Source organism: Eubacterium sp. AF36-5BH, assembly GCF_003460505.1.
Taxonomy (GTDB): Bacteria; Bacillota; Clostridia; order Lachnospirales; family Lachnospiraceae; genus Eubacterium_G.
Genome location: NZ_QTVG01000001.1, coordinates 169,346 through 194,311 on the forward strand (window position 1 = coordinate 169,346; position 24,966 = coordinate 194,311).

General features: G+C 33.7%; 21 protein-coding genes. 3 read left to right on the plus strand and 18 right to left on the minus strand.

Annotation, left to right across the window (positions count from 1 at the left end):
- Positions 1-173: 173 nt before the first annotated feature.
- From DW006_RS00815 to DW006_RS00860, 10 genes are all read right to left on the minus strand, one after another.
- On the minus strand, positions 174-2,177 hold the full coding sequence (locus DW006_RS00815) for an aminopeptidase (RefSeq protein WP_199521858.1): 2,004 nt from the start codon (positions 2,175-2,177) through the stop codon (positions 174-176).
- Positions 2,178-2,218: 41 nt separating this feature from the next.
- Positions 2,219-2,581, minus strand: coding sequence for a hypothetical protein (locus DW006_RS00820; RefSeq protein ID WP_117998606.1), 363 nt, complete (start codon positions 2,579-2,581; stop codon positions 2,219-2,221).
- 45 nt (positions 2,582-2,626) lie between these two features.
- Positions 2,627-3,082, minus strand: coding sequence for a VanZ family protein (locus DW006_RS00825; protein ID WP_022165540.1), 456 nt, complete (start codon positions 3,080-3,082; stop codon positions 2,627-2,629).
- 20 nt (positions 3,083-3,102) lie between these two features.
- The gene (gene pyrE / locus DW006_RS00830) at positions 3,103-3,783 is read right to left on the minus strand and encodes an orotate phosphoribosyltransferase (RefSeq protein WP_022165541.1); all 681 of its coding nucleotides are present in this window, start codon (positions 3,781-3,783) and stop codon (positions 3,103-3,105) included.
- Between the two features lie 237 nt (positions 3,784-4,020).
- The gene (locus DW006_RS00835; protein ID WP_117998607.1) at positions 4,021-5,022 is read right to left on the minus strand and encodes a glycosyltransferase family 2 protein; all 1,002 of its coding nucleotides are present in this window, start codon (positions 5,020-5,022) and stop codon (positions 4,021-4,023) included.
- A gap of 129 nt (positions 5,023-5,151) precedes the next feature.
- Positions 5,152-6,054, minus strand: a complete 903-nt coding sequence (locus DW006_RS00840) for a dihydroorotate dehydrogenase (protein ID WP_117998608.1) — start codon at positions 6,052-6,054, stop codon at positions 5,152-5,154.
- The gene (locus DW006_RS00845; protein WP_117998609.1) at positions 6,054-6,821 is read right to left on the minus strand and encodes a dihydroorotate dehydrogenase electron transfer subunit; all 768 of its coding nucleotides are present in this window, start codon (positions 6,819-6,821) and stop codon (positions 6,054-6,056) included. The genes DW006_RS00840 and DW006_RS00845 overlap by 1 nt, the downstream gene beginning before the upstream one ends.
- 91 nt (positions 6,822-6,912) lie before the next feature.
- Positions 6,913-7,830 carry an orotidine-5'-phosphate decarboxylase gene (gene pyrF, locus DW006_RS00850; RefSeq protein WP_117998610.1) on the minus strand — a complete coding sequence of 306 codons (918 nt, stop codon included), beginning with the start codon at positions 7,828-7,830 and terminating at the stop codon, positions 6,913-6,915.
- Positions 7,831-7,870: 40 nt separating this feature from the next.
- Complete coding sequence (locus DW006_RS00855; protein WP_117998611.1) at positions 7,871-9,148, minus strand: dihydroorotase; 1,278 nt, start codon at positions 9,146-9,148, stop codon at positions 7,871-7,873.
- Positions 9,149-9,411: 263 nt separating this feature from the next.
- Positions 9,412-11,238, minus strand: coding sequence for a DUF2079 domain-containing protein (locus DW006_RS00860; protein WP_117998612.1), 1,827 nt, complete (start codon positions 11,236-11,238; stop codon positions 9,412-9,414).
- A 211-nt stretch (positions 11,239-11,449) separates the two neighbouring features.
- Between DW006_RS00860 and DW006_RS00865 the strand changes: the two genes are divergently transcribed.
- Positions 11,450-12,328, plus strand: a complete 879-nt coding sequence (locus DW006_RS00865) for a DegV family protein (protein ID WP_117998613.1) — start codon at positions 11,450-11,452, stop codon at positions 12,326-12,328.
- 144 nt (positions 12,329-12,472) lie between these two features.
- Here the strand turns inward: DW006_RS00865 and DW006_RS00870 are convergent, their stop codons facing one another.
- The 4 genes from DW006_RS00870 to DW006_RS00885 all read right to left on the minus strand — a co-directional run bounded on the left by DW006_RS00870 (position 12,473) and on the right by DW006_RS00885 (position 19,470).
- Positions 12,473-13,126 (minus strand): DUF308 domain-containing protein, encoded by a 654-nt coding sequence (locus DW006_RS00870; protein WP_158561029.1) that lies wholly within the window; start codon positions 13,124-13,126, stop codon positions 12,473-12,475.
- A 372-nt stretch (positions 13,127-13,498) separates the two neighbouring features.
- Positions 13,499-17,254 carry a phosphoribosylformylglycinamidine synthase gene (locus tag DW006_RS00875; RefSeq protein ID WP_117998615.1) on the minus strand — a complete coding sequence of 1,252 codons (3,756 nt, stop codon included), beginning with the start codon at positions 17,252-17,254 and terminating at the stop codon, positions 13,499-13,501.
- A 138-nt stretch (positions 17,255-17,392) separates the two neighbouring features.
- Positions 17,393-18,163, minus strand: a complete 771-nt coding sequence (locus DW006_RS00880) for a TIGR03915 family putative DNA repair protein (RefSeq protein WP_117998616.1) — start codon at positions 18,161-18,163, stop codon at positions 17,393-17,395.
- Complete coding sequence (locus DW006_RS00885) at positions 18,163-19,470, minus strand: putative DNA modification/repair radical SAM protein (protein ID WP_347474983.1); 1,308 nt, start codon at positions 19,468-19,470, stop codon at positions 18,163-18,165. The genes DW006_RS00880 and DW006_RS00885 overlap by 1 nt, the downstream gene beginning before the upstream one ends.
- A 267-nt stretch (positions 19,471-19,737) precedes the next feature.
- On the opposite strand from DW006_RS00885, the gene DW006_RS00890 reads away from it, so the two are divergent.
- Together DW006_RS00890 and DW006_RS00895 are read left to right on the plus strand one after the other, a co-directional pair.
- Complete coding sequence (locus tag DW006_RS00890; protein ID WP_117998617.1) at positions 19,738-20,541, plus strand: zinc dependent phospholipase C family protein; 804 nt, start codon at positions 19,738-19,740, stop codon at positions 20,539-20,541.
- A gap of 10 nt (positions 20,542-20,551) precedes the next feature.
- Complete coding sequence (locus tag DW006_RS00895; RefSeq protein ID WP_022165774.1) at positions 20,552-20,845, plus strand: helix-turn-helix transcriptional regulator; 294 nt, start codon at positions 20,552-20,554, stop codon at positions 20,843-20,845.
- Between the two features lie 33 nt (positions 20,846-20,878).
- Here the strand turns inward: DW006_RS00895 and DW006_RS00900 are convergent, their stop codons facing one another.
- The 4 genes from DW006_RS00900 to panC form a co-directional block, all read right to left on the minus strand.
- Positions 20,879-21,973 (minus strand): glycoside hydrolase family 25 protein, encoded by a 1,095-nt coding sequence (locus tag DW006_RS00900; protein ID WP_158561030.1) that lies wholly within the window; start codon positions 21,971-21,973, stop codon positions 20,879-20,881.
- A gap of 96 nt (positions 21,974-22,069) precedes the next feature.
- Positions 22,070-23,257 (minus strand): bifunctional phosphopantothenoylcysteine decarboxylase/phosphopantothenate--cysteine ligase CoaBC, encoded by a 1,188-nt coding sequence (gene coaBC, locus DW006_RS00905; RefSeq protein WP_117998724.1) that lies wholly within the window; start codon positions 23,255-23,257, stop codon positions 22,070-22,072.
- Positions 23,258-23,293: 36 nt separating this feature from the next.
- A complete protein-coding gene (gene panD / locus DW006_RS00910; protein WP_117998620.1) occupies positions 23,294-23,689 on the minus strand; it encodes an aspartate 1-decarboxylase in 396 nt (131 codons plus the stop codon).
- A 270-nt stretch (positions 23,690-23,959) separates the two neighbouring features.
- Positions 23,960-24,802 (minus strand): pantoate--beta-alanine ligase, encoded by an 843-nt coding sequence (panC, locus tag DW006_RS00915; RefSeq protein ID WP_117998621.1) that lies wholly within the window; start codon positions 24,800-24,802, stop codon positions 23,960-23,962.
- Positions 24,803-24,966 lie beyond the last annotated feature (164 nt).

Here is a 24,966-nt window from a genome sequence, read left to right on the forward strand (position 1 = left end):
AACAACAAGCAAAAATCAACTTTTATTTTATCATAAAACCACTATTTCGAAAAGATAATATAATGTTTATTACAAGATATTTTCTTTATTTTTGTATACATTTTCGTTTAAATGTATTGTTTTCTTTATTTAATTTGTTTTCCCTATTAATTTGTTTTCTTTATTTTTAAATTTTATTTAAGTGGTTCATTTAACAATTCGCAACCTGCTAAAACAAATCTGCCATCTCTTATTATGTCAATTTCTTCTCCGTCTTTAGTTACAGCAACAATTTCTCCTAACTCATCATAAGGAATTGTTATATCTGTATGGCAACTGAAATATGCCTTGTCAATATCTGTTTTTCTAAGGGCTGAAACTTCGTTTTCTTTTGCAATAATTTCTTTTCCATTAGGATTGTGAAGTTCCACATCTTCCTCGAAAGAATAGCATGTATCACCTACTGCAAAATGAGGACCCATTTTTTCAACAATTAATATTGGAAGTTTGTACACTACATCAAACTTATTTGCAATTGCATAAGCTGTAGTATTCGTTCCAATGGCAAACTCTCCAATAGGAAGTGTTTCGTGGTTGTACATTACATTCTCTTTAATGTACTTTTTGTTTTCCTCTTCTGTCTGGAAATTTTTGCAGGCATAGTCTGCAATCATTCCATCTTCAAATTTTATTTCTAAATCTTTATATTTCAATTCACCTAAATAAACTTCACTTACATGTAATATACCATTTGTTCCCTTTAGAACAGGTGATGTAAATACTTCACCTAAAGGAATGTTTACGTCGGCAAGACAATTTTCAAAATTAGTTTCTTTTTCAGGATTGTTAAGTTCATGTAGTTTTACATTAATATAGGTTCTGTTATCTCCTTTGCCCACAACCCTTACATAATCTGCTTTGTCTAATTCATCAATTATTTTATTCTGAATTATTTCGTATTTCTCTGAATCAAGTGTATTAATCTTCACTGTTGCATCAAACATTTCCTTAAAGTTGTCGCCAAACTCAGGGATTGGAAAAGCAATAATTGTAAAACTTCTCTGATCTCCCGGAATATGTTCCTGCACGATTCTCTGGTATTCATTAATATAGCCTGCACTTAATTTCTGCTGTTCCTTTGTTAACTTGTAAGCTTCTTTTTTGCTTTCAGGCTCAAATGGATTTTCACCAAATATTTCTATAACAGCCGGGCCTGCCATCTTTAGTGCCAAATCTTTTCTGTTTTCAAAAGCCTGTTTTGCCACTTCTAACTTGCGCTTAACAAAAGCCTTATCAAGATATAATGCCTCATCAAACTTATGGTCAAACCAATACTGTTTATTGCACATTGTGCTTCCATATCCTAATGGATAAATTATTGGTTTAAGCCCCATTTTTTCAAAATCTAATATTGCTGATTTAATAATCCTCTCAAAACCAATATTATATCTAATATCTACAGTATCCTTAATTGACAAATCTTTCCCTGCAATAACGAAGCCTTTTCTATAGCCTTCTGTGTAAACATGCGCCAAACTATCAATCTCACTTTGGCTCAAGCTGTTAAGATACTGTGCCATTCCAATTTCATTTGCACCAATATGCTCTCCATACATGTACAAATATCTAATGTCATTTAAATCACTGTTCATTACAATATCAACTGCAAAAGTTCTTTTCGGATTAACTCTCCAGTCAACCATGTCATCAACAAAAATTTCTGTATTATCTTTTTCAAATGAATACACAGCCTCTTCTATGCTTCGATATTCTAACTCTTCAGAATTTTCAAAATAATAGAATAGCTCTATAAATAACTCAATTCTTAAAGTTACAATTTCAATTTCCTGTCTATACACATTGCCAATTAAATCTCTGATTTTTTTGTAAACATAGCATAGAATTCTGCCGTATTCTTCTCCCAGTTCTTCACAGGCAAACTTTGGATTAGCCAAAGATGTTTCATAATTTTCTTTATAAATGTCTTCATAAAGTTCGTAATTTAATTGTTCTAATTGCTCTGTGGTATATTCCTTTAATCTGCCACTTTCAATTTCATCTTTTACAGAATTTAATTTCAAAATAAATTTAGCAACCTTACTAAAATATTCCTGATATTTTTCATTGCTAATATTTTCTGTTGAAATTTCTTTTATTCTTTCAATTGCAATCTCATAACGCTCTCTAACTATATCCATTTCATTCCTCTTTGCTTAGTTTTATTTTTTAATAAGTTGAATTATACATAGATTAAATAAAGTCCTAAAATAAAAATCCATATTACGGCATTTCCTATTGTACCTATGTATGTATATCTTAAAAATCGGTTTCCTTCACTAAAACTCTTTAAACCTACTGCGAACCCCCAGGCTGAAACAATGAGAGAAACAAAAACCATAAGTCCTACGTAAACACCTGCCTTGCCTTTTAACGCTATTGATATTGCCACTGCAAGCACAATTATTAAAAGACTAATAAGGCCCATAACTGTAGACTTCTTGCCACCTTTTGTATATTTTCTAAGTGGTATATGTTTCTCTGGCTTGTCCCCTTTTTCATCTAATTTTATTTTTTTCTTTTTATCCCAAAATTTTATACTCATATCTTTACTTTTTATAAGCCGGCTTTTATCTAATTAAAAACAAGCTTATATATGTTTCCTTAATTTAGTTAATTTCAAGAAGATATATCCTAATAAACCTCCTATAGTATTAAGAAATATATCATCAACATCAAATGCTCCTACTTTTGTAACTAACTGTGCTGTTTCTATTCCTATACTAAAAAGCATTGCTAAAAATGTAACACTTAAGAAATTTTTAAATACACTTCTTTTTGATACCATTGGAAGTAAAAATCCAAATGGCATAAAACATACAACATTTCCTAAAAGATTAATTATTGTTATATTCCATCCATAAGTATGACGCATATTCCAAAAACGTGTAATCTCTTTAAATAATGTGAGATTATATCGGTACTGATCACTAACCATGGTTCTGTCTAGCGTTTCAGAAAAAAACATAAAATAAAGCGCCAATATCATGTATGCCACAAAAAATATTCTTCCAAAAATGCGAACTTTTCTAGTTGCCTTTGTCACTTTTCTATTCTCCTAATGGATTATTTTGCACCATACTGTGCATAGTATTTGTCAATTGCTTCTTTTATTTCATCATCAATTACAACTTTTCCATTACATTCCTTATTGTAAAGATGCTCTACAACATCAGACATTGTAACAATTGCATTTGTTTCAAATCCATAAAGGTCTTTTACTTCGTCAAGAGCGCACTTCTCTCCACCCTTACCAACTTCCATTCTGTCAAGAGAAACCATAAGACCAACAATTGTCACATCTGCTGCACCTTTTACCTTTGGAACTGTTTCTTCCATTGACTTACCTGAAGTTGTAACATCTTCAATCATTACTACTCTGTCACCATCTTTTAAATTGCTACCAAGGAAGTTTCCTTTGTCTGCACCATGGTCCTTTTCTTCTTTTCTGTCTGAACAATAACGGATTTCTTTTCCATATAATTCATTAAAAGCAATTGCTGTTACAACTGCAAGTGGAATTCCCTTGTATGCAGGTCCGAAAAGCACATCAAAGTCATCACCATATCTGTCATGAATTGCCTTTGCATAATACTGACCTAATCTGTGAAGCTGTGAACCTGTTACATAGGCTCCTGCATTCATGAAAAATGGAGACTTTCTACCACTCTTAAGTGTAAACTCTCCAAATTTTAAAACATCACTTTCTACCATAAATTCTATAAATTCCTTCTTATATGCTTCCATTATATTAATTTCTCCTTTATCTTTAGGCTCTTTGACCTTTTTATTTCAACTTATCTGATATCTTCTGCTAATTTTGATATAATTTTCTCAATTTAGCATTAGCCAATATATTTTTTTTATCTTACCACGAAAAGCTAAGTTTCACAATGCGTTAAAAATTGTATTTTTTCTAACAAACAAAAAAGAACCATAAAACTTATTTGTCTTACAGTTCTTTTTTTACTTTATTATATGTAATTATTTAATTTTCTTTATATCCTCTCCATTTGTTTCACCAATTATAAAATGTGGTCTTTTCTTAACTTCCATGTATGTTTTTGACAAATACTGTCCCATAATGCCCATACAGAAAAGTTGGATTCCACCGATAAAAGTAATTATGCAGGCAAGTGATGGCCAACCTTCTACGGGATCACCCCATATTGCTTTTCTAACTATAATTAAAACAATTGCAATAAAAGAAACAAATGTAAACAGTAATCCTATAACTGATGCAATTTGTAGTGGTGCATTGGAGAAGTTGAAAATTCCGTCAAGTGAATATTTAAATAATTTCCAAAAATTCCACTTTGTTTCTCCTGCTGCTCTCTCAACATTTTCAAATGGTAACCACTTTGTCTTAAAGCCAATCCAACCAAAAATTCCTTTTGAGAATCTGTTCTGTTCTCCCATTGCCACAATGGCATCCACCATTTCTCTTTTCATTAATCTAAAATCTCTTGCTCCGTCCACTACGTCAGCATCAGAAATTTTGTTGATTAATTTGTAAAATTTGCGGGCGAAAAAAGAACGGATTTTTGGTTCTCCCTGTCTTGTAACTCTTCTTGTTGCAACACTGTCATATTCACCGCTTTCAAGGTAAGTTACCATTTCAGGTAAAAGTGCCGGTGGGTCCTGCATGTCCGCATCCATAACCGCAACATAATCACCTGCTGCATTGCAAAAACCTGCATACATTGCAGCTTCTTTTCCAAAGTTTTTGGAAAATGATAAATACACAACTCTGTCATCTTCCTTAGCCATCATCTTTAATATTTCAAGAGTTTTGTCCTTTGAGCCATCATTTACAAACAAAAATTCAAAATTATATTGTGGCATTTTGCCCGTAACTTTTTTCAATTCTTCATGTAATATTCCAAGTACTTCTTCTTCGTTATAGCATGGAATTATTAAAGATATTATTTTCTTTTTAATTTCATTTTTCTTTTCGATTTTATTTTTTTCTTTTAGTTCTTCCATTTTAAGCCCTTCCATTTTCTTTTTGATTAATTGTATAATTTAATTCTTAATTTTTTCTTATTTTTTTATTATTTCTTTATTATTTTTCCTTATTATTTTCTTGTTTTTGTTTTCTTTTTTCTTTTGCAATTATTTTACTAAGCCAATAAGACTGTTAATGTCTTCAACATTATGGCGTTTCATGTAGTCTTCAATTCCCTCAATTACATCAATTGTTGTATGCGGATTATTAAAATTAGCTGTTCCAACAGATACTGCTGTAGCTCCTGCTAAAATAAATTCCATTGCGTCTTTTGCATTTGTAATTCCACCCATACCGATAATTGGAACCTTAACTGCATTTGCCACCTGATATACCATTCTTACGGCAACCGGCTTAATGGCCGGGCCTGATAAACCACCTGTCTTGTTAGCCAAAACAAATTTCTGTCTTTCAACATCGATTTGCATACCTGTTAATGTATTAATCAAAGATAGTGCATCTGCTCCACCGGCTTCTGCCGCTTTTGCCATTTCTGTAATATCAGTTACATTTGGGCTAAGTTTCATAATAACAGGCTGTTTAGCAACTTTCTTTACTTCCTTTGTAATAGCTTCAACAGCTTTTGGATCCTGGCCAAAAGCAATTCCACCATGTTTTACGTTTGGACAGGAAATGTTGATTTCTAACATATCCACCTCTTCATGACCAAGCTTTTCTACAACGTCTATATAATCTTCTGTTGTTCTTCCACATACATTTACGATAATGTTTGTGTCATATTTCTTTAAATAAGGAATATCTCTTTTTGCAAACAAATCATAGCCTGGATTCTGAAGTCCTACTGCATTAAGCATTCCACCATAAGTTTCTGCAATTCTAGGTGTTGGATTTCCTTCCCATGGCACATTTGCCACACCTTTTGTTACTACGGCACCAAGTCTGTTTAAGTCAACAAACTCGTCATATTCTGCACCTGAACCAAAAGTTCCTGAGGCAACCATAACAGGATTCTTAAATTCTACACCTGCAATATTTACTTTTGTATTCATTATAAGTCTACCTCCTCTGCTAAAAATACCGGCCCATCTTTACAAATACGTTTGTTATTAACATTTGTGTGATGGTCTTTGTTTGTTGATTTACAAACACATGCCAAACATGCACCTATACCACATGCCATTCTTTCTTCTAATGAAAGCTGACATTCGATTTTCTTTTCAAGAGCATACTCTTTAATTGCCTTTAACATAGGTGTTGGTCCACATGCGTAAATAACCGCCCCTTCAACGTTCTGTTCTTTTATTGCATCAATAACAGTTCCTTTTGTTCCTGTGCTTCCATCTTCTGTAGCTATAAAAAGTGTACCATTGCTTTCTAATTCTTCAGTTAAAAATAATTCATTTCTATAACCGGCAACTATTTGAACTTCAGCAATATCTTTTAATTCCTTTGCTAATTCAACCATTGGTGGAATTCCGATTCCACCACCTATTAAAATAGCTTTCTTACCTGCTCTTTTTACAAATCCATTTCCTAATGGTCCAATAATGTCTATCTTATCTCCTGCTGTATAAGTTGAGAACTCTTCTGTCCCACCACCTACAACACGATAAACCACACGAAGTGTACTCTCTTGCTTGTTTACCTCACATATACTAATTGGTCTTGGAAGTAATTTTGTCTTGTCGTTACAATACATGGAAATAAACTGTCCGGCTCTTGCCTCTTTTGCAGCTTTTGTTTTAATTACCATGCTATAAATATCTGTACCAATAGATTCCTGGCTTACTACACTTGCAGTTTCCTTTTCTCTCATTCCTATCTCCATTCTTTCCAATTCCCCATAACAAAAACAGTTTAGTTTAAGCTGTTAATTGTTATACGGTTATTTTTAATTTTTTATTGCATTAAAAAATTGAGTTAATGTCTTCAATCATGTCAATTACTGCCTGTCTTGATGCGTCTGCGTAATTTTCAGCGCCAAACTTAGCATACTTGTCCTGCTTATAAGCGCAGATGATTCCTCTTGATGAGTTTACAATTGCTCCTAAACCATCTTCGTTAAAATATGGCTTAAGACCTTCTGCAGTACCACCCTGTGCACCGTAACCAGGCACTAAGATGTAGCTCTTTGGCATAACCTTACGAAGAACCTTACCCATTTCAGGATATGTAGCTCCAACTACTGCTCCAATGTAGCTATAGTCGTTACCCATGTGGTCTTCACCCCATTTTGCAACCTGTTCACCAACCCATTCGTAAAGTGGTCTTCCGTCAATTAATCTGTCCTGGAATTCTCCACTTGAAGGATTTGATGTTTTTACTAAGATAAATAATCCCTTGTTTTCTTCTTTACATACATCAACGAAAGGCTTGATGCCGTCAGTTCCAAGATATGGATTAACTGTTGCAAAATCTTCATCAAATAATGAATACTTCTTGCTTCCCACCTGAACTTTTCCTAAATGTCCAACTGCATAAGCGGCTGAAGTTGAACCAATATCTCCACGCTTAACATCACCAATTACTACTAAATCTTTTTCCTTAGCATAATCAACTGTTTTCTTAAATGCCTGAAGTCCCGGCACACCAAACTGTTCATACATTGCAATCTGTGGTTTTACAGCTGGGATTAAATCATAAGTTGTATCGATAATTCCCTTGTTGTACTGCCAAATTGCTTCTGCTGCACCCTCTAATGTTTCACCAAATTCATCAAAAGCTTTCTTTTGAATGTGTTCAGGTACATAGCTTAACATTGGATCAAGTCCAACTACTACTGGTGCATTTGTTTTTTTGATTTTGTCAACTAACTTATTAATCATCTTATATCTCCTTTATGATGTATATAATTATTGTAAAATTTTATTTATTTTCGTAAACGATTTTTCCGCCAAGTATTGTAAATTCTACCTGACCGTTTACCTTGTAGCCGTTAAATGGTGTATTCTTTCCCTTTGAAGCAAATGTGTTTGCATCTATTTCGTATTCTGTGTCAGGATTAATTACTACTACATCTGCAACTGCATTTTCATTTAAAGTTCCCTTATTAGAGCCTAAAACTTTTGCAGGATTATAGCTCATCTTTGCAGCCATTTGTAATGGTGTAATATGTCCCTTTTTAACTAAGTTTGTAATTGTTAAGGCAACTGATGTTTCAAGTCCAACAATTCCAAAAGGTGCATGTTCTAAATCTTTTGCTTTTTCTTCCGCACTATGTGGAGCATGGTCTGTTGAGATTACATCCATTATGTCATCTGACAAACCTTTAATTAATGCTTCCATGTCTTCTCTTGCTCTAAGAGGTGGATTCATTTTAAAATTGCTGTCATTACCTGTAATATCATCTGAACACATTGAAAAATGATGTGGACAAACTTCTGCTGTAACCTTTATGCCTTCTTCTTTTGCTCTTCTTACCATCTCAACGCTGTCTTTTGTTGAGCAGTGGCATAAGTGAAGGGTTGCATTAGTTTCTTTTGCAAGCATAATGTCTCTCATCGCGATAACATCTTCTACTGCATTACTTATTCCCTTAACACCTAATTCCTGTGATTTGTCACCAAGATTAATAACTCCGCCTTCAACTAAGTTAATATCTTCGCAGTGAGCCATAACCGGTATGTTAAGCCTTGCGGCTTCTTTCATTGCCTTTCTATAAACGCCTGAATTCATTACTGATTTTCCATCTTCACTAATTGCACAAATTCCGGCATCTTTTAACTTGCTAATGTTTGTAACTTCCACACCTGCCATATTCTTTGTGACAGCACCCACAGGAAGAACATTAGTAAGTCCTACCTTCTTACTTTTGTTAATTACATATTCAACAGTTTCCACGTTGTCAATTACAGGCTTTGTATTTGGCATACAGCATACTGTTGTAAAGCCACCTTTAGCAGCAGCCCTGCTTCCTGTTTCAATGTCTTCTTTGTATGTAAGTCCCGGGTCTCTAAAATGTACATGTAAATCGATTAATCCCGGCATCACGTAACATCCCTGTGCATCAATTACTTTGTCTGCATCACACTGAATGTTTTCTGCTTTCTTCTTAATTAAACCATCTTCAATTAAAACATCTATTACTTTGTCCATGTTTTCTGAAGGATTTAAAACTCTTCCGTTTTTAATTAAAATTGTCAAGTATACACCTCTGCTTTCAAATAAAAATCATAACTTGTAAGTTACTTTATTTTTGCCTAGTTACACAAACTAAAGTATACCAAAAAAATAAGAATACGTGAAGTGCCTAGCGTACTTATTTCAAATCATTGTAAATCATTAGATTTTGATTCTAATTTTTGAAATAGTATTCGTATGCCCACTTCCACATATTCTTATCTTTGTATTCTTATTTTTCTATTCTTGTCTTTGCTTTTTTGTCTTTATATTTTTATATCCATCTACTATTGCTTTTTGTGATATACACTTATCAGGTTATCTTCATGATATATAAGCTCATATTTTCCTGTTGCCAGAATTTCGTCAAACTTTTCCTTTTCTTCCTGTCCTCTTTCGTCAACAACAAGATATTCCATTTCTTTAACTTCCTCTAAATGAGTCTGATCATACACATCAAGATTTCTTGATAAATGTGGCATAAAGAATCCTGAAACTGCAACAGATGCCGTTCTCGGAACCATCTCAATACCTTTATTAATTTTTTCTATTTTAGCTTTATCTGTACTATATTTTTCACCGTAATAATTAATCCTTGGATATGTTGTTCCAAAAAACATAATGCTTGTACAAATCACAGAAATGCCAGCTACAGTTCTTGCTTTTTTATAATCCATTTCTGAAATGTTCATAATTGCCAAATACATAAATAACGCAATCACACCAAAGTTATACTGAAAACCAACATCATGTAAATATAAATATGTTGTAAAAACATTAAACACCAAAAATGGTGCCATTAAAATATATCTTGAGTATTTCTTTCCTGTTGCAAACAACATTGTCGCCATCGGAACAATCATCAAAAGTAAATACTGTATTTTGTCCATACCTGTTGCGTCAGTATTTGAAATCATCTGGGCAATTACGTATGCCGGATTTGTAATTATTGTTTTGAAAACCTGTCCTAAGCCGCCATTTGGATCTGCATATAAATTTGCAAATCTGTCGTCTAGAACTCCCAGTCCATAACTGTTTACTACTGATAATGCTACCACAAAATAAATAGCTGACAAAATTATCATTATAATTCCACGTTTCTTATCCCTTCTTGAAAATAAGAAATATGCACCCACAATCATTATATATGCTGCTGCATCTTCTTTTACCAAAAATACTAATAGCATGCAGATAATTGCCGGTATGTCTTTCTTTTTCTCAACAAAATAAATTGTCAGCAATAAGAAAAATGTTAAAAAGCAATTTTCATGTATGTCGTAAAATGTTCCACCTGCCGTAGCCGGATACAAAGCATAAATTAATGTAACTGCAACCGTAATCCAATTAGACAACTTATAGTGTCTGCATAATAACACTATTGGAATAATCGGTAATGCCACCATAATCGCCTGTATAACCTGAACAGTTATTGCACTTGGAAAAATCATGTATATTGGTAGACCTATATAAAATATAGGTGAGAAATGTACTCCAAAATGTGACAATAATGTATTTCTTTCAACTGTTGTTGTCATTTTTCCTGTTTGCTTCATGTACTCATACATCTGAGCAAAAATCCCAAAATCATAAGTTGAATTACTATATGATTTATATCTTAAAATTGTAATCATCGATATAAATATAAATAAAGAAATTCCTATTATTGCAAATAATATGTTAGATATTTTTCTATTTAACTTCATATATCCAAACATCTGTATCACTTCATCTTTTATATATAAGAAAGCTAATACTGTAATAAAACATAACATACACAAAAAGCACACATTACCGATTTCATTTTTATTTGCAGTCTCCCATGTTACCTTATAACCGGAAATTGCACACAATATTGCATATATGTAAACACTAAAAAACATTAATATTTTTGCAATAAATTTTTCTTTGTAATATACAATTCCTACAACAATTGTTAATAAGCCAATCACTACTATTAGCATTGGGAAATTTACTTTTGAAACTCCATCCAAACTACTTATGCTTCCATATGTTCCTCGAAATATAGATGTTAATCCCCATGCAGTCAAAATGCTAATAAAAAATCCTTCTATTATCTCTTTTTCATTTTTTAGTAAAGTTTTTAATTTATCCATATAAACCCCTCCGATTATTATTGCCTATAATTGTATCATAAAATCATTTATAAAAAAATAATGTAACTAATTTTATTTTTTGCCATCTTTTAAATAAAATTTGTTAAATAACTGTTAAACTTTCTTTATTTGATTTAAATGTATTGAATTATCTTTTCTAAGTGGTATATTATATAGTATTGAATACTACATGAAGGAGTTATTGGAATCTATGTTTAAAATAGTTAGCGATAGTGCCTGTGATTTATCTCAGGCTTATATAAACGAAAACGATATTGATATTGTACCTTTGTCAGTTTCATTTGATGGAGAACAGTATTTTTTAGATGGAGTTGATATTACTCGAAATGAATGCTATCAAAAAATGGTAGACAACCCAAAGACTTATCCTAAGACATCTCTACCAAGCGTGGACCTTTATTACAAAACTTTTGAAAAATATGTAAAAGAAGATATTCCTATTGTATGCTTTACTATTTCATTAATATTTAGTGGTTCGTACAATTCAGCAAGAAACGCAAAGGAACTTATTCTTGAGGAATATCCAAATGCTAAAATTCATATTATTGACTCGAAGCAAAATACTGTTACTCAAGGCCTTATTGTTGATCAAATGGTAAAAATGAAAAAGAACAACTTGCCTTTGGAGACAGCATTAGAAAAAATTGAAAAGGTTATTGCCTCAGCCCGCATTTTCTTTACAGTCGGTTCACTTGATTATCTACAAATGGGCGGACGAATCGGCAAAGTTGCAGCAGCAGCCAGCAAGATTGATGTGAAACCAGTTATAATTATGAAAGACGGGGATATTTGTCTTGGTGGCATAGGTCGTAACAGAAACAAATTAAAGAAAAAAGTATTGGAAGTTGCCGATAAATATTTAACAGAAAACGGAAAAGATAACTTTGTTATCTCAGTTGGATATGGCTATGATGCTTCTGAAGGTGTAAGTTTTATGAACCAGTTAGAAGAAACACTTAATGTAAAACTTCAAAGCGAAACTAACGTGGCAATCGGCATTGTTTCAGGTGTACATACAGGTCCTCACCCAATCGGTCTTGGAGTTGTAAAAAAATATGAGACAGTTTAAAAAATGTATTTTTATATCATCATCTTTTTTAACACTGTACATATTAATATAATATTAAATTTGATTTTTACAAAAAGGACAGAGTCTTATTTTAACGACTCTGTCCTTTTTCATTGTATGTCTTAATCTAATATTAATCGTATTCTATTGTACTATTTCATCATCGTCATCATTATCCTCTACAATTTCCTCCTCAACAATTTCATCGTCTACGATGTTTGCAATCTGGCTGATTGTCCATCTTTTAATTTTTCCTGAAACTGTTAAGGTTGTAATTAAATCAATCAATCCTGTTACTGCCAAAATGATTCCTGAAACCTGAATAAAGAAATCTCCCGCTGTTGTTGTGCCATTATCATTATGATCCATAGGCATCATCAAAACTGATATTCCTAAAATAATACATATTATTGCAAAAATCATCAACGGAATCCAATGGCATCTCATCCTTTTCAAGTCTAAAGAGTTCTCCACCTTCATTAATCCACTAATAATTATTATAATTGCGATAACATATGTGATAATTGATAAAATCCAATCCATACAACATAAAACCACTATTCCACCAATTATTAAAGCTATTGATGCAACAAGTTCATATTGATAATATTTTCTGATAGAGTTTGTTCTTTTGTATTCTATAAAATATCTTATACCCATAATAAACAAAATCACTGCAAGAATTATACATGCTGTTTTAACAATTTGTTTTGGATACAACCACATTAAAACTCCAAGAACAATACTAATTAGTGAAAATAAAATCATTTCCCATTTTAAATTTTTAAAATAATTCATAGCATTTCTCCTATTCTTTTCTGTTGTTATAACTATTTGTTTTATAACCATATTTTCTACGCTTTTATAAAACATATTCTAACATATATTTATATCTTATTAAAATGAAACTTCTGTGACATTTACCAGAAAGCAAGCTTTCGGCAAAGCCATGCATTCTTTTGCAAAGCCATGCAGCTCGATTTCACTTCGTTCCATCTCGCTGTCGGGCTGCGCCTTTTAGCTGCCCTTACAAATGCAAAGCCATGCAGCTCGATTTCACTTCGTTCCATCTCGCTGTCGGGCTGCGCCCTATATAAACAAACAACGGAACTCTCTTTCGAAGGCAAGCTTTCGACGAGCGTCCCGTTGTTTGTTTATACATGGCTTTGCTTACGCAAAGTAGTGTACGCCTGATTCAAAGACTTTGAGGTCTTGTTCTCCGTAGATGTTTGTTGCTACGGATGTTCCTTTACGTTCAATATGAGCCATCTTACCGAAGCATCTTCCGTCTGGGCTTGTGATACCTTCGATTGCCATATATGAACCGTTTACGTTCCATTCTTCGTCCATTGTTGGCTGTCCCTGCTGATTTACATATTGTGTTGCTACCTGACCATTTGCAAATAACTGTTCAATACATTCTTTTGGTGCTACGAAACGTCCTTCACCATGTGATGCTGGATTTACATATACACCACCGAGTTCAGCTTCCTGTAACCAAGGTGACTTGTTTGAAACAACCTTTGTGTATACCATCTTTGATACATGACGGTTAATTGTGTTGTATGTTAATGTTGGAGCATTAATATCCTGTCCTGTAATCTTTCCGTTTGGTACTAATCCTAACTTAATCAATGCCTGGAAACCATTACAAATACCAAGTGCTAAACCGTCTCTTTCATTTAATAATTTATGTACAGCTTCTTCAATCTTTGCATTTCTAAATGCTGTTGCAAAGAACTTAGCTGAGCCGTCAGGTTCATCACCTGCACTAAATCCACCTGGGAACATAATAATCTGTGCCTGATTAATTGAATCTTCAAATATTTTAACAGAATCTCTAATGTCTTCCGGTGTAAGGTTCTTGAATACCTTTGTAATAACATTTGCGCCAGCATTTTCAAATGCTTTTGCTGTATCATATTCACAGTTTGTTCCTGGGAATACAGGAATAAATACTGTTGGTTTTGCAACTCTGTTCTTGCATACATAGATACTTCCCTTATCGTAAATTGGCGTATCTAATACTGTCTTATCATTATGGCTTCTTGTTGGGAATACTTTTTCTAATGGTTTCTCCCAAACCTTAAGTGCTTCATCCATTAGAATTACTTCTTCGCCATACTTAAACTCAGCTTTATCTGTTGTTTCACCTAATAATACATAACTTGCTGTTACATCACCAATTTTATCTGCAGGTACTTCAGCAACAATATCACCGAATGCAGGTGCAAATAAATCTGCACCTGGAATATTTCCACTGATGCTTACACCAATTCCGTTACCAAATGCCATCTTACTTACAGCCGGAATTACACCCTTAGCGTCTAGGGCATAAGCTGAAACAATCACACCATTCTGAATCATCTCATGAATCTGGTCATACAACTTCATGATTTCTTCATATACAGGCTTGTCATACTGATCTTTGCTGATTTCAAATTTAACAATCTTATTGCCTGCCTTCTTAAATTCAGGAGTGATAATATCTTTTTCTTTAGCTACATCAACTGCAAATGAAACTAATGTTGGTGGTACATCTATATCATTAAATGTTCCTGACATACTATCTTTACCACCAATTGATGGAAGACCAAATCCCATCTGTGCATCAAATGAACCAAGAAGTGATGCAAATGGCTGACTCCAACGACGTGGATCTTCTGTCATTCTTCTAAAGTATTCCTGATATGTCATACGAATCTTCTTGTAGTCACCACCATTTGCAACAATCTTTGCAATTGAATCTACTACTGCATACATTGCTCCATGATATGGACTCCAACTTGATAAATATGGATCAAATCCATAACTCATCATTGTTACTGTATCGCATTTTCCTTTAAGCACTGGAAGTTTTGCAACCATTGCCTGTGTTTCTGTCTTCTGGTATTTTCCACCATGTGGCATAAATACTGAACCTGCACCGATTGAACCGTCGAATTTTTCAACTAATCCCTTCTGTGAACATTCATTTAAGTCAGCAAGTGTTTCTAACCATTTTTCTTTTACGTCTGCTACTTCAGGTTTCTTGAAGAAGTTTGCATCCTTTTCAGGCATATCTACTTCAACTGTTGTTTCCTGATGTGCACCGTTTGTATCTAAGAATGCACGTGAAAGATTTACAATTTCCTTTCCTCTCCATTCTAATACTAATCTAGGATCCTCTGTAACTTCTGCTACTACTGTAGCCTCTAAATTTTCTTCATTAGCATATTCTAAGAATTTTTCTACATCAGAAGGATCAACTACTACTGCCATTCTTTCCTGTGATTCAGAAATGGCAATTTCTGTTCCATCTAAACCTGCATATTTCTTTGGAACTTTATCTAAGTTAATATGAAGTCCGTCAGCCAACTCACCAATAGCTACTGAAACACCACCGGCACCGAAATCATTACACTTCTTGATAATGTGACTAACTTCTTCTCTTCTAAATAATCTCTGTAATTTACGTTCTGTAGGTGCGTTACCTTTCTGTACTTCAGCACCACATGTTTCAATAGATTCTTCTGTATGAATCTTTGAAGAACCTGTTGCTCCACCACATCCATCACGTCCTGTTCTACCACCTAAAAGTACGATAATATCTCCTGGATCTGATGTAAGTCTCTGTACTGCACGTCTAGGAGCTGCTCCCATAACTGCACCAATTTCCATTCTCTTTGCAACATAATCAGGATGATAAATTTCTTTTACTAAACCTGTTGCAAGACCAATCTGGTTACCATATGAACTATATCCATTTGCAGCTCCCTGAACAAGTTTCTTCTGTGGAAGCTTACCACTTAATGTTTCGCTCATTGGCTTAGTAGGATCTGCTGCACCTGTTACACGCATAGCCTGATATACATATGTACGTCCTGATAATGGATCTCTAATAGCACCACCTAAACATGTTGCAGCACCACCAAATGGTTCAATTTCTGTAGGATGGTTATGTGTTTCGTTTTTGAAGTTTACTAACCATTCTTCTGTATTTCCGTCAACTTCAACAGGAACTACAATACTACATGCATTGATTTCATCTGATTTTTCCTGATCATCTAACTTGCCTTCCTTCTTTAACTTTCTCATTGCAATAAGAGCTAAGTCCATAAGGCATACAAATTTGTCTTTTCTTTCTCCAAAAACATCCTTTCTTGTTTCAAGATATTCTTCATATGTTTTGACAATTGGTTCATTATAAAAACCATCATCGAACTTAACATCTGTAAGTTCTGTATTAAAAGTAGTATGACGACAATGATCTGACCAGTAAGTATCTAATACTCTGATTTCTGTCATTGATGGATCTCTGTCTTCTTCAGATTTGAAATAATTCTGAATATGTTTGAAATCCTTAAATGTCATTGCTAATCCAAGTGAATCGTAAAGTTCTTTAAGTGGAGCATCATCCATGTCCTTGAAACCATCAAAAATAATAACATCTGCCGGTTCCTCAAATTCTGTTACCAAAGTTTCAGGTTTTTCTAATCCTGTTTCTCTTGAATCTACAGGGTTGATACAATATGACTTAATCTGTTCAAACTGTTCCTCTGTAATATCTCCAACTAAAACGTATGTTGTTGCAGTCTTTATTTCAGGATTCTCATCCTCGTTTAAAAACTTAACACACTGTACAGCAGAATCAGCTCTCTGATCAAACTGTCCCGGTAAAAATTCTACGCTGAAAATCTTTGATTCAGCTTCATCATAAGGAAATGTTTCTTCATAAACATCATCAACCGGTGGTTCTGAAAATACACATGTAAGAGCTTTCTTATAAGTATCTTCTGTAAGATTTTCTACATCATATCTTACTAATTCTCTTACTTCTTTTAATCCGTCAATCCCAAGATATCCCTTGATATCTTCTGTTAATTCCTTTGCTTTTACAGCATAAGGTTTCTTTTTTTCCACATAAACACGCTTAACTTTACTCATAGATTCCTCCTGATTAGTTCTATTCTGTTTTCCTTTTGTAATGTGTTAAACCACACCCGCTAGTATATCATTAATAAGAAAAAAAGTGAAGAGTGACGAATAAAGTAAAGATTTTGTGGTTATTCGGTATACTTTTGCTTATTTTTCCTTTACAAATTCGGTCATATTTTCTCTAAACCATATTGGAAGTTGTGTTCGCTGACATTTAGGATTCTTCCTTGCATCGATTCCAATAGTATCAAAAAATATCTTCCACAATTCTCTATACTCATCGTTATACTGTAAGTCTTTGGTCAATGCCTCCACATCCTGTCCTTCAACAATAATCGTATCTGTTTCATGCTTGTGTACTGCTGCTTTCTTTCTTTTTGAATCATATATTATCCAATCTTCTTCCGGAAATCTGTCCTGAAAATGATTAATTATTAACGGAACCACATCGCATTTTGGTTGTATTCTACTGTAAAGGACCCCACCCTTTAATTCATCAAACCTTACAAATCCCTTAAACAAATGTGCTTCATTAACTGCCTTTCTACTTAATTCAGTAACCCGTAACACATGAGGATTCGTTAGCATTTTCGTCACTCTGGCTCCGACTGCATATCCTAATTTCAAAAACTCAAATATTTCATTACCTTTGTCATTATCAAAATGCATACAGGCTCTGTAAACCATCATGTATGCTTCAATGGAAATCTTTATTCTTATGGATTTTGCCACTCTAACAGACTTGTCTAAATCAGTATCAATTGTTATAAATTCTGAAAAAAATGTTGCCGAATAATCCTTTCCCGGATGTATGTTAACTATGCAGCCTTTGTTCATTAATACCCAGCCGTCATAAATTGCCGTCATTATCCCATCAAAAGTATCATCGCATACCAATGTTACATTTTTATTCTTCATTAAGCTTTCGCCTCCAAATCCAACAACGTCATCTGCCTGTACGTTGTATCTTCTTCAATTGAAAATAATTGCTTTCTGTCATCTGCTGCTATAGACCTTGCAATAAAATCTTTATCCAGTCTCAGTGGAAACATTGTTTTACCATTGCATGTAATAAAATATGCAGCTCTTTTCAGTACAACTCCCATACGTTTCAAACCATCAAAATCAATAACACCATATCTTCTTGCTGACATAATGCGCCTTGCAGACTTCACTCCAAGTCCCGGTACTCTTAATAATGTATAATAATCTGCTCGCATTATTTCAACAGGAAACAACTCCAAATGATTAACTGCCCAATCACATTTCGGATCTAGTACCACATTAAAATTAGGATGATTTTCATTCAGTAATTCCTTCACATTAAATCCGTAGAATCTAAGCAGCCAGTCTGCCTGATATAATCTATGCTCCCTTAATAACGGATTAGGTCCAACCAGTGCCGGTGCATCAATATTGTGGTTCACATCTACAAAAGCTGAATAAAAAACTCTCTTCATCTTAAACTGTTTATACATATATTCAGTTACTGACATTAACTGATAGTCTGTTTCCGGTGTTGCCCCTATAATCATCTGCGTGCTTTGTCCTGCTGGGACGAACTTTGACTGCTTCTTTCTTCCTGTTTTTGTAATCAAACTATACCCATCACCTGAAGACGGTATAAGGTTTCCTGAGCCAATCTGTATCTGTTTCATAGACATAAGCATATTCTTATGACTCTTATTCGGTGCTAATTCCTTAAGACTCTCCTTTGTAGGCAACTCCAAATTAGTACTCATTCTATCTGCAAGAAATCCTATTTTCTCAATAATTTCAGGAGAGGCTCCCGGTATTGCCTTTACATGAATATATCCAAAGAAATGATGTTCGTTGCGTAATTTCCACAAAGTTTCATATACAAGCCCCATTGTAAAATCCGGGCTTTTCAAAATTCCTGAACTTAAAAATAATCCTTCAATATAATTGCGTCTATAAAATTCCATGGTAAGCTTACAAACTTCATTGGGTGTAAAACTGGCTCTTGGAACATCATTTGACTTTCTGTTAATACAATACTTGCAGTCATAAATACATTCATTTGTATAAAGTATCTTAAGTAGCGATACACAACGGCCATCTGACGCAAAAGTATGACATATTCCACACGCATGAGCATCTCCCATTCCTTTTCCCTTATTGGAACGGTCAACACCACTACTGGTACATGCAACATCATACTTGGCCCCATCTGTTAAAATCTTCAATTTTTCAGATAAATCCATATTCTGCTGTATATTAATGTTCCTCACCTCGTTTCAATCGTCTTAAAAATTAATAGTTGCGATCAGATAAAATTAACGTTTCCTATTATCTTAAAATTAGCAGTTGACTTTTTCGAACATTTGTTCTATCGTTATGATAACACTTTTAAAAATTAATTGCAACAGTCAAAATATGGTTATTCGAAATAATATTTAGTTATTTGTATTTTTACATTTCAAATGTGTTAAACTGTAGTTATAAATATTTTTACATAGGAGGTGTTCATTATGCCAGCACTTTACGCACATAACAAATTTGGCAAACTTGTTATTCCAAAGTTGCCTTCAACAATAAAAGAAACTGTGAGAAAGTATCCTAATGAATTTAGAATGGGATTACAGGGACCTGATTTTTTATTTTTCTATTTAACCAGAAAAGATATTACTAAGATTGGCGTTACAATGCATCACAGCGATGTGTATCCTTTTATGGAACATGCCGCAGAGATTATAAAAGAACTTGGAATTACCAGCCCTGAATATAGTTATATGTTAGGATTTATATGCCATTTTACTTTGGATAACGCCTGCCACCCATATATAAACAAGTTTATGAAGGAAACAGGTTGTGGACATGTGGAAATAGAAGGGGACTTGGAGCATTTGTTAATTACCAAAGATAGCTTCAATCCTGAAAGTTATCCTATTTACAAATTAGTCCCTGCAACGTATAAGGTAGCTATTGCCATGGATTCTTTATATCATTATGTTTCTCTTGAAGATATTTATCATAGTCTTCATATGATGAAAAAGGTCAAAAAAATATTTGTTGCTCCTAATTGTTTGAAAAGAAGCCTTTTAGACCTATCCATGCACGCAACTTTTCATTATAAGCAGTTAAAAGGACATGTGATTTTTCCTAACGTCAATATGCAATGCCGAAAAGAAAGTGAGATTTTGTGTAATATTCTATACAATTCAGTAGATGATGCTGTTAATTTAATTAACGACTTTACCATTTCCACTTTAAGTGGTAGTATTTTACCTACTGAGTTTCTCAGAGATTTTAATGGAAACCACTTTTCATTTTAGGAGGACACCAATGATTAAAGATTTACCGGAAAAGTTACGACTACTTAGATCAGAAAATAAATATACTCAAAAACAATTGGCTGAACTTTTAGATGTTTCGCCTTCAATTGTTTCTGGATATGAAACAGGAGAGCGAACTCCCAGTTTGGAGAATTTAATAGCCCTTGCACAACTATATGATTGTAGTACAGACTATCTTCTTGGATTACACCATGAAGAACCATCAATTACAATCGATGCACAAGGGCTTACCATACACCAGATTACAGTGTTGCAGGATTTAATTTCTGTTATGAAAGAGTAGATTTTCTTATCTACTCTTTCATTTACTGTTTTTTTATTTTATGTAGGCGCTTTTAACCTTGCACCATTTTTTTGAGTAAACTTTTTTAGTTCCATTAAGTTTATAGGCTCTGGCTCTAAAATAATATTTTTTCTTGGATTTTAAACTTTTTATTGTAGTTCTTGTCCATTTAATATATTTTGACTTTTTACCATGGAAGTTTTTCTTTGTTGAATATTGTATCTGATAACCTTTTGCCCCGGAAACCTTCTGGAGTTTTAATTTAGCTTTTTTCTTACCGGCAGTAACTGATACTATAGGCGCTTTAGCCGGTCTGGTTACCTTTGTAACTTTTATGACAGGTGCTGCATTTAATTTTACGTTTCTTGCATTGTAAGTTGTTGTTCTAACTTTATCAAACCAGAAATTCAAATCAACTTTTCCTCTTATACCACTTACAGTTCCTTTATCATTACACTGCCACATCTGATAAACACCTGTGTATGTTGTACCTATGTTGTTGTACTGTGCCACCCATTTAAACCAAGTTTGGTTGCTTGCTACAGATTTATCAATATAGTTAGTCCACCAGTTAAGATTAGCATAAATTCCAACCTCGTATCCCTGATTATGTATTTCCCTAACAAATGTATTAATAATATCAGTTAATTTACTTTTTGATAATTTTGCCTGGTCATCTTCTTCCACATCAAGATAAATAGGAAAATTCAGTTTATGATTTTCAACCAATCTAAGAACATGCTTTGCTTCACTTTTTGCCTGAGAAACACTTTGAGCATAAGAATAAATATATACACCATAAGGAATATTGTTATCTTCGCATCCTTTTACATTTGTTTCCCAATATTTGTCATCCTGACTTGTGTAGTTGTCTCCAAAACCACATCTGATAATTGCATAATCAACATCTGATGCAGCAACTTTTTTCCAATTAATATTTCCATTCCATTTGCTAACATCAATGCCCTTCATTGTGGCACCTTCCATTACTTTGCCGTTACCATCTACAAACTTACCGTCAGAGTTTTTGGACCATGCCTTCGTAGCAGCGCTAACATCATTAATTACAAACGTAAAAGTGGCCATAAAGCATGCCACTACAGTGAGTATTCTTACTAATCTTTTCATTGTAATCTCCTTTTGTATCTTATAATTCATATGGTACAACCTAACTATGATACAAGTATGTGAGTCCATAGTCTCATGCTTTACAGCCACCTGGCTTTATATTCTGTTATTTATTTCAGTTAAAATTTCGTTTGCCACCTGTTCTTTTGACATAATTGGCAACTGTCTGCTTTCATTCTCTGTTATTAAAGTAACAACATTTGTGTCTGTCCCAAATCCTGCCCCTTCAACTCTAAGATTGTTAGCACAAATCATATCAAGATTTTTCTTTTTAAGCTTGTTCTTAGAATTTTCAAGCATATGCTCTGTTTCCATTGAAAAACCACAAAGGAACTGGTTCTTCTTTCTTCTTGACATTGTTCCAAGAATGTCGTCGGTTCTCTCAAGTTCAATGGCTGTTTCCCCATCATTTTTCTTGATTTTTTCATCAGCTACTGTCTTTGGTCTGTAATCAGCAACTGCTGCACTCATTATAACAATATCCTGACTGTCAAATTCTTTATCAACTGCATCAAACATTTCTTTTGCACTCTTTACATCAATAATTTTTACAAAGTCAGGCTTTTCAATATATGTTTTTCCAGTAACAAGTGTTACTTCTGCACCACGTTCCATCGCAATCTTTGCAAGGGCATAACCCATCTTACCTGTTGAGTGATTGCTGATAAATCTAACCGGATCAATGGCTTCCATTGTTGGTCCTGCAGTAATTAAAACTTTTTTTCCTGCCATATCTTTTTCCATGGCAATATTCTTCATTATATAACTTTCAAGAACTGAAGGTTCAGGCATTTTTCCTGCCCCTGTGTCTCCACAGGCTAAATATCCACTTGCCGGATCAATAACCTCGTAACCGTAATTTCTTAATTTTTCCAGATTATCCTGAACAATAGGATTTTCAAACATATTTGTATTCATCGCCGGGGAAATAACTTTGTGACACTTACATGCCATAATTGTTGTGGTAAGCATATCATCTGCTATACCATTTGCAATCTTTCCAATAACATTGGCACTTGCAGGGGCTACCATAAATATGTCTGCCTGCTTAGCCAAAGATACATGTTCAACGCTAAATTCAAAATTTCTGTCAAATGTATCTACTAAACATTTATTTCCTGTTAATGTCTCAAATGTAATTGGATTAATAAAGTTTGTAGCATTTTTTGTCATTATAACATGTACATTAGCGCCTTTTTTTACAAGACTGCTTGCAAGGTTAGCAATTTTGTACGCCGCAATACTTCCTGTAACTCCTAATACAACTGTTTTATTCTTTAAAATCTTTTCCATAATAAATTCACTTTCATAAAGGAAAAATTATTTTTCTAAGTCAAATAATTTTCCATGTTTTTCGTAATTTGTTACTCTTGTAATCTTATTGTCGTCATCTACAAATACAACTTTTGGTTTGTTGTCTTTTATTTCTTCAGGTGTCATCTGTGCGTAACTCATGATAATTATTTTATCACCTAAACTTACCATGTGTGCTGCAGCACCGTTTAAACAAATCATACCTGAACCTTTTTTTCCTGCAATAACGTATGTTTCAAATCTGTTTCCATTATTTACATCTGCAATTTGAACTTTTTCGTATTCATAAATTCCTGCTGCTTCCATTAATTCTTCATCAACAGTGATACTTCCTACATAGTCAAGTTCTGATTGAACAACTGTAGCTCTGTGTATTTTACTTTTTAACATATTAACTTGCATTTTTTACCTCTTTACTTATTTATTTGTATATTTTAACTTTGTGCTCCTTAGCCACACAGCTATAAGCCACGCCATCAGCTCGTAACACTTCGTGTTCCTTCGCGCGTGGCTTCCTTCGACATTTCCTTAGCCACGCAGCTATAAGCCACGCTATCAGCTCGTAACACTTCGTGTTCCTTCGCTGAGGGGCTGCGCCCCATACTCCTAAAATAATTTTTTCATGTTTGCAAGCGAGCTTGCACATGTAAAATTATTTTAGGAGTGCGTGGCTTAATCCAAAATCATGTTGTCGATTAATCTTGTTTTTCCGATGTATACAGCCATTGCAATAAGCATTGGTGCTTTTATTTCTTTCTGCTGCTGCATTGTAAGTCCGTTTACGGCTTTTACGTAATCAATTTTTGCCATTGGTTCTGTTTCGATGTTTTCTTTCATTTTTGCAACTACAACATCAGCGTCTTTTTCTCCTGCATCAATTAATTCTTTTGCTAATTTTACTGTTTTGCTAAGAATTAAAGCTGCTTTTCTTTCTTCTGGTGAAAGATATGTGTTTCTTGAACTTTTTGCAAGGCCGTCTTCTTCACGAACAATTGGACAACCTACTACGTTAATGTCCATGTTTAAATCCTGAACCATGTGTTTAATAATTGCAAGCTGCTGTGCATCTTTCTGTCCAAAGTATGCGTTGTCTGGCTGAACAATGTTAAATAATTTTGTTACAACTGTACATACACCTCTAAAATGAACAGGACGGCTAAGACCACATAATTCTTCTGTTAAAACTGACATATCAACATATGAACTAAAGTCTTCATGATACATTTCTTCCGGTTCTGGATGGAATATTAAATCAGCTCCAAGGCTTTCGCAGAATTTACTGTCTTTTTCTAAATCTCTTGGATAGCTGTCTAAATCTTCTGTTGGTCCAAACTGCATTGGATTAACAAAAATACTTACTACTACTTTGTCATTGTTTTCTCTTGCCTTTGTAATAAGGCTTCCATGACCTTCATGTAAATATCCCATTGTAGGAACGAAACCTACTGTTTCTCCATTTTTCTTCCATTCTTTTACTAATTCTCGAACTTCTTTTATTGTACCAACAACCTTCATTTTATTAAACCTCTCTTTATATCTTCATTTACACTTTGTGTGTATTATTTTCAAACTAACCGTTTCTTAATATAATACTTTAAAAGTAATTAGTAAAGTAAGTTATGCATTACTTTTAAAATAATTTTTCTCCTTTGTGTAGGCATAGGTAAAATAGAACCTGT

Excerpts from the sequence above, each read along its gene's own strand:
- panD (WP_117998620.1), bottom strand. The coding sequence starts at position 23,689 with ATGCAAGTTAATATGTTAAAAAGTAAAATACACAGAGCTACAGTTGTT.
- DW006_RS00835 (WP_117998607.1), bottom strand. The coding sequence starts at position 5,022 with ATGGAAGAACTAAAAGAAAAAAATAAAATCGAAAAGAAAAATGAAATT.
- DW006_RS00885 (WP_347474983.1), bottom strand. The coding sequence starts at position 19,470 with ATGGATTTATCTGAAAAATTGAAGATTTTAACAGATGGGGCCAAGTAT.
- DW006_RS00895 (WP_022165774.1), top strand. The coding sequence starts at position 20,552 with ATGATTAAAGATTTACCGGAAAAGTTACGACTACTTAGATCAGAAAAT.
- pyrF (WP_117998610.1), bottom strand. The coding sequence starts at position 7,830 with ATGATTAATAAGTTAGTTGACAAAATCAAAAAAACAAATGCACCAGTA.
- DW006_RS00865 (WP_117998613.1), top strand. The coding sequence starts at position 11,450 with ATGTTTAAAATAGTTAGCGATAGTGCCTGTGATTTATCTCAGGCTTAT.
- DW006_RS00845 (WP_117998609.1), bottom strand. The coding sequence starts at position 6,821 with ATGAGAGAAAAGGAAACTGCAAGTGTAGTAAGCCAGGAATCTATTGGT.
- DW006_RS00820 (WP_117998606.1), bottom strand. The coding sequence starts at position 2,581 with ATGAGTATAAAATTTTGGGATAAAAAGAAAAAAATAAAATTAGATGAA.
- DW006_RS00840 (WP_117998608.1), bottom strand. The coding sequence starts at position 6,054 with ATGAATACAAAAGTAAATATTGCAGGTGTAGAATTTAAGAATCCTGTT.
- pyrE (WP_022165541.1), bottom strand. The coding sequence starts at position 3,783 with ATGGAAGCATATAAGAAGGAATTTATAGAATTTATGGTAGAAAGTGAT.
- DW006_RS00875 (WP_117998615.1), bottom strand. The coding sequence starts at position 17,254 with ATGAGTAAAGTTAAGCGTGTTTATGTGGAAAAAAAGAAACCTTATGCT.
- DW006_RS00860 (WP_117998612.1), bottom strand. The coding sequence starts at position 11,238 with ATGGATAAATTAAAAACTTTACTAAAAAATGAAAAAGAGATAATAGAA.
- DW006_RS00890 (WP_117998617.1), top strand. The coding sequence starts at position 19,738 with ATGCCAGCACTTTACGCACATAACAAATTTGGCAAACTTGTTATTCCA.
- panC (WP_117998621.1), bottom strand. The coding sequence starts at position 24,802 with ATGAAGGTTGTTGGTACAATAAAAGAAGTTCGAGAATTAGTAAAAGAA.
- DW006_RS00900 (WP_158561030.1), bottom strand. The coding sequence starts at position 21,973 with ATGAAAAGATTAGTAAGAATACTCACTGTAGTGGCATGCTTTATGGCC.
- DW006_RS00880 (WP_117998616.1), bottom strand. The coding sequence starts at position 18,163 with ATGAAGAATAAAAATGTAACATTGGTATGCGATGATACTTTTGATGGG.
- DW006_RS00870 (WP_158561029.1), bottom strand. The coding sequence starts at position 13,126 with ATGAATTATTTTAAAAATTTAAAATGGGAAATGATTTTATTTTCACTA.
- DW006_RS00815 (WP_199521858.1), bottom strand. The coding sequence starts at position 2,177 with ATGGATATAGTTAGAGAGCGTTATGAGATTGCAATTGAAAGAATAAAA.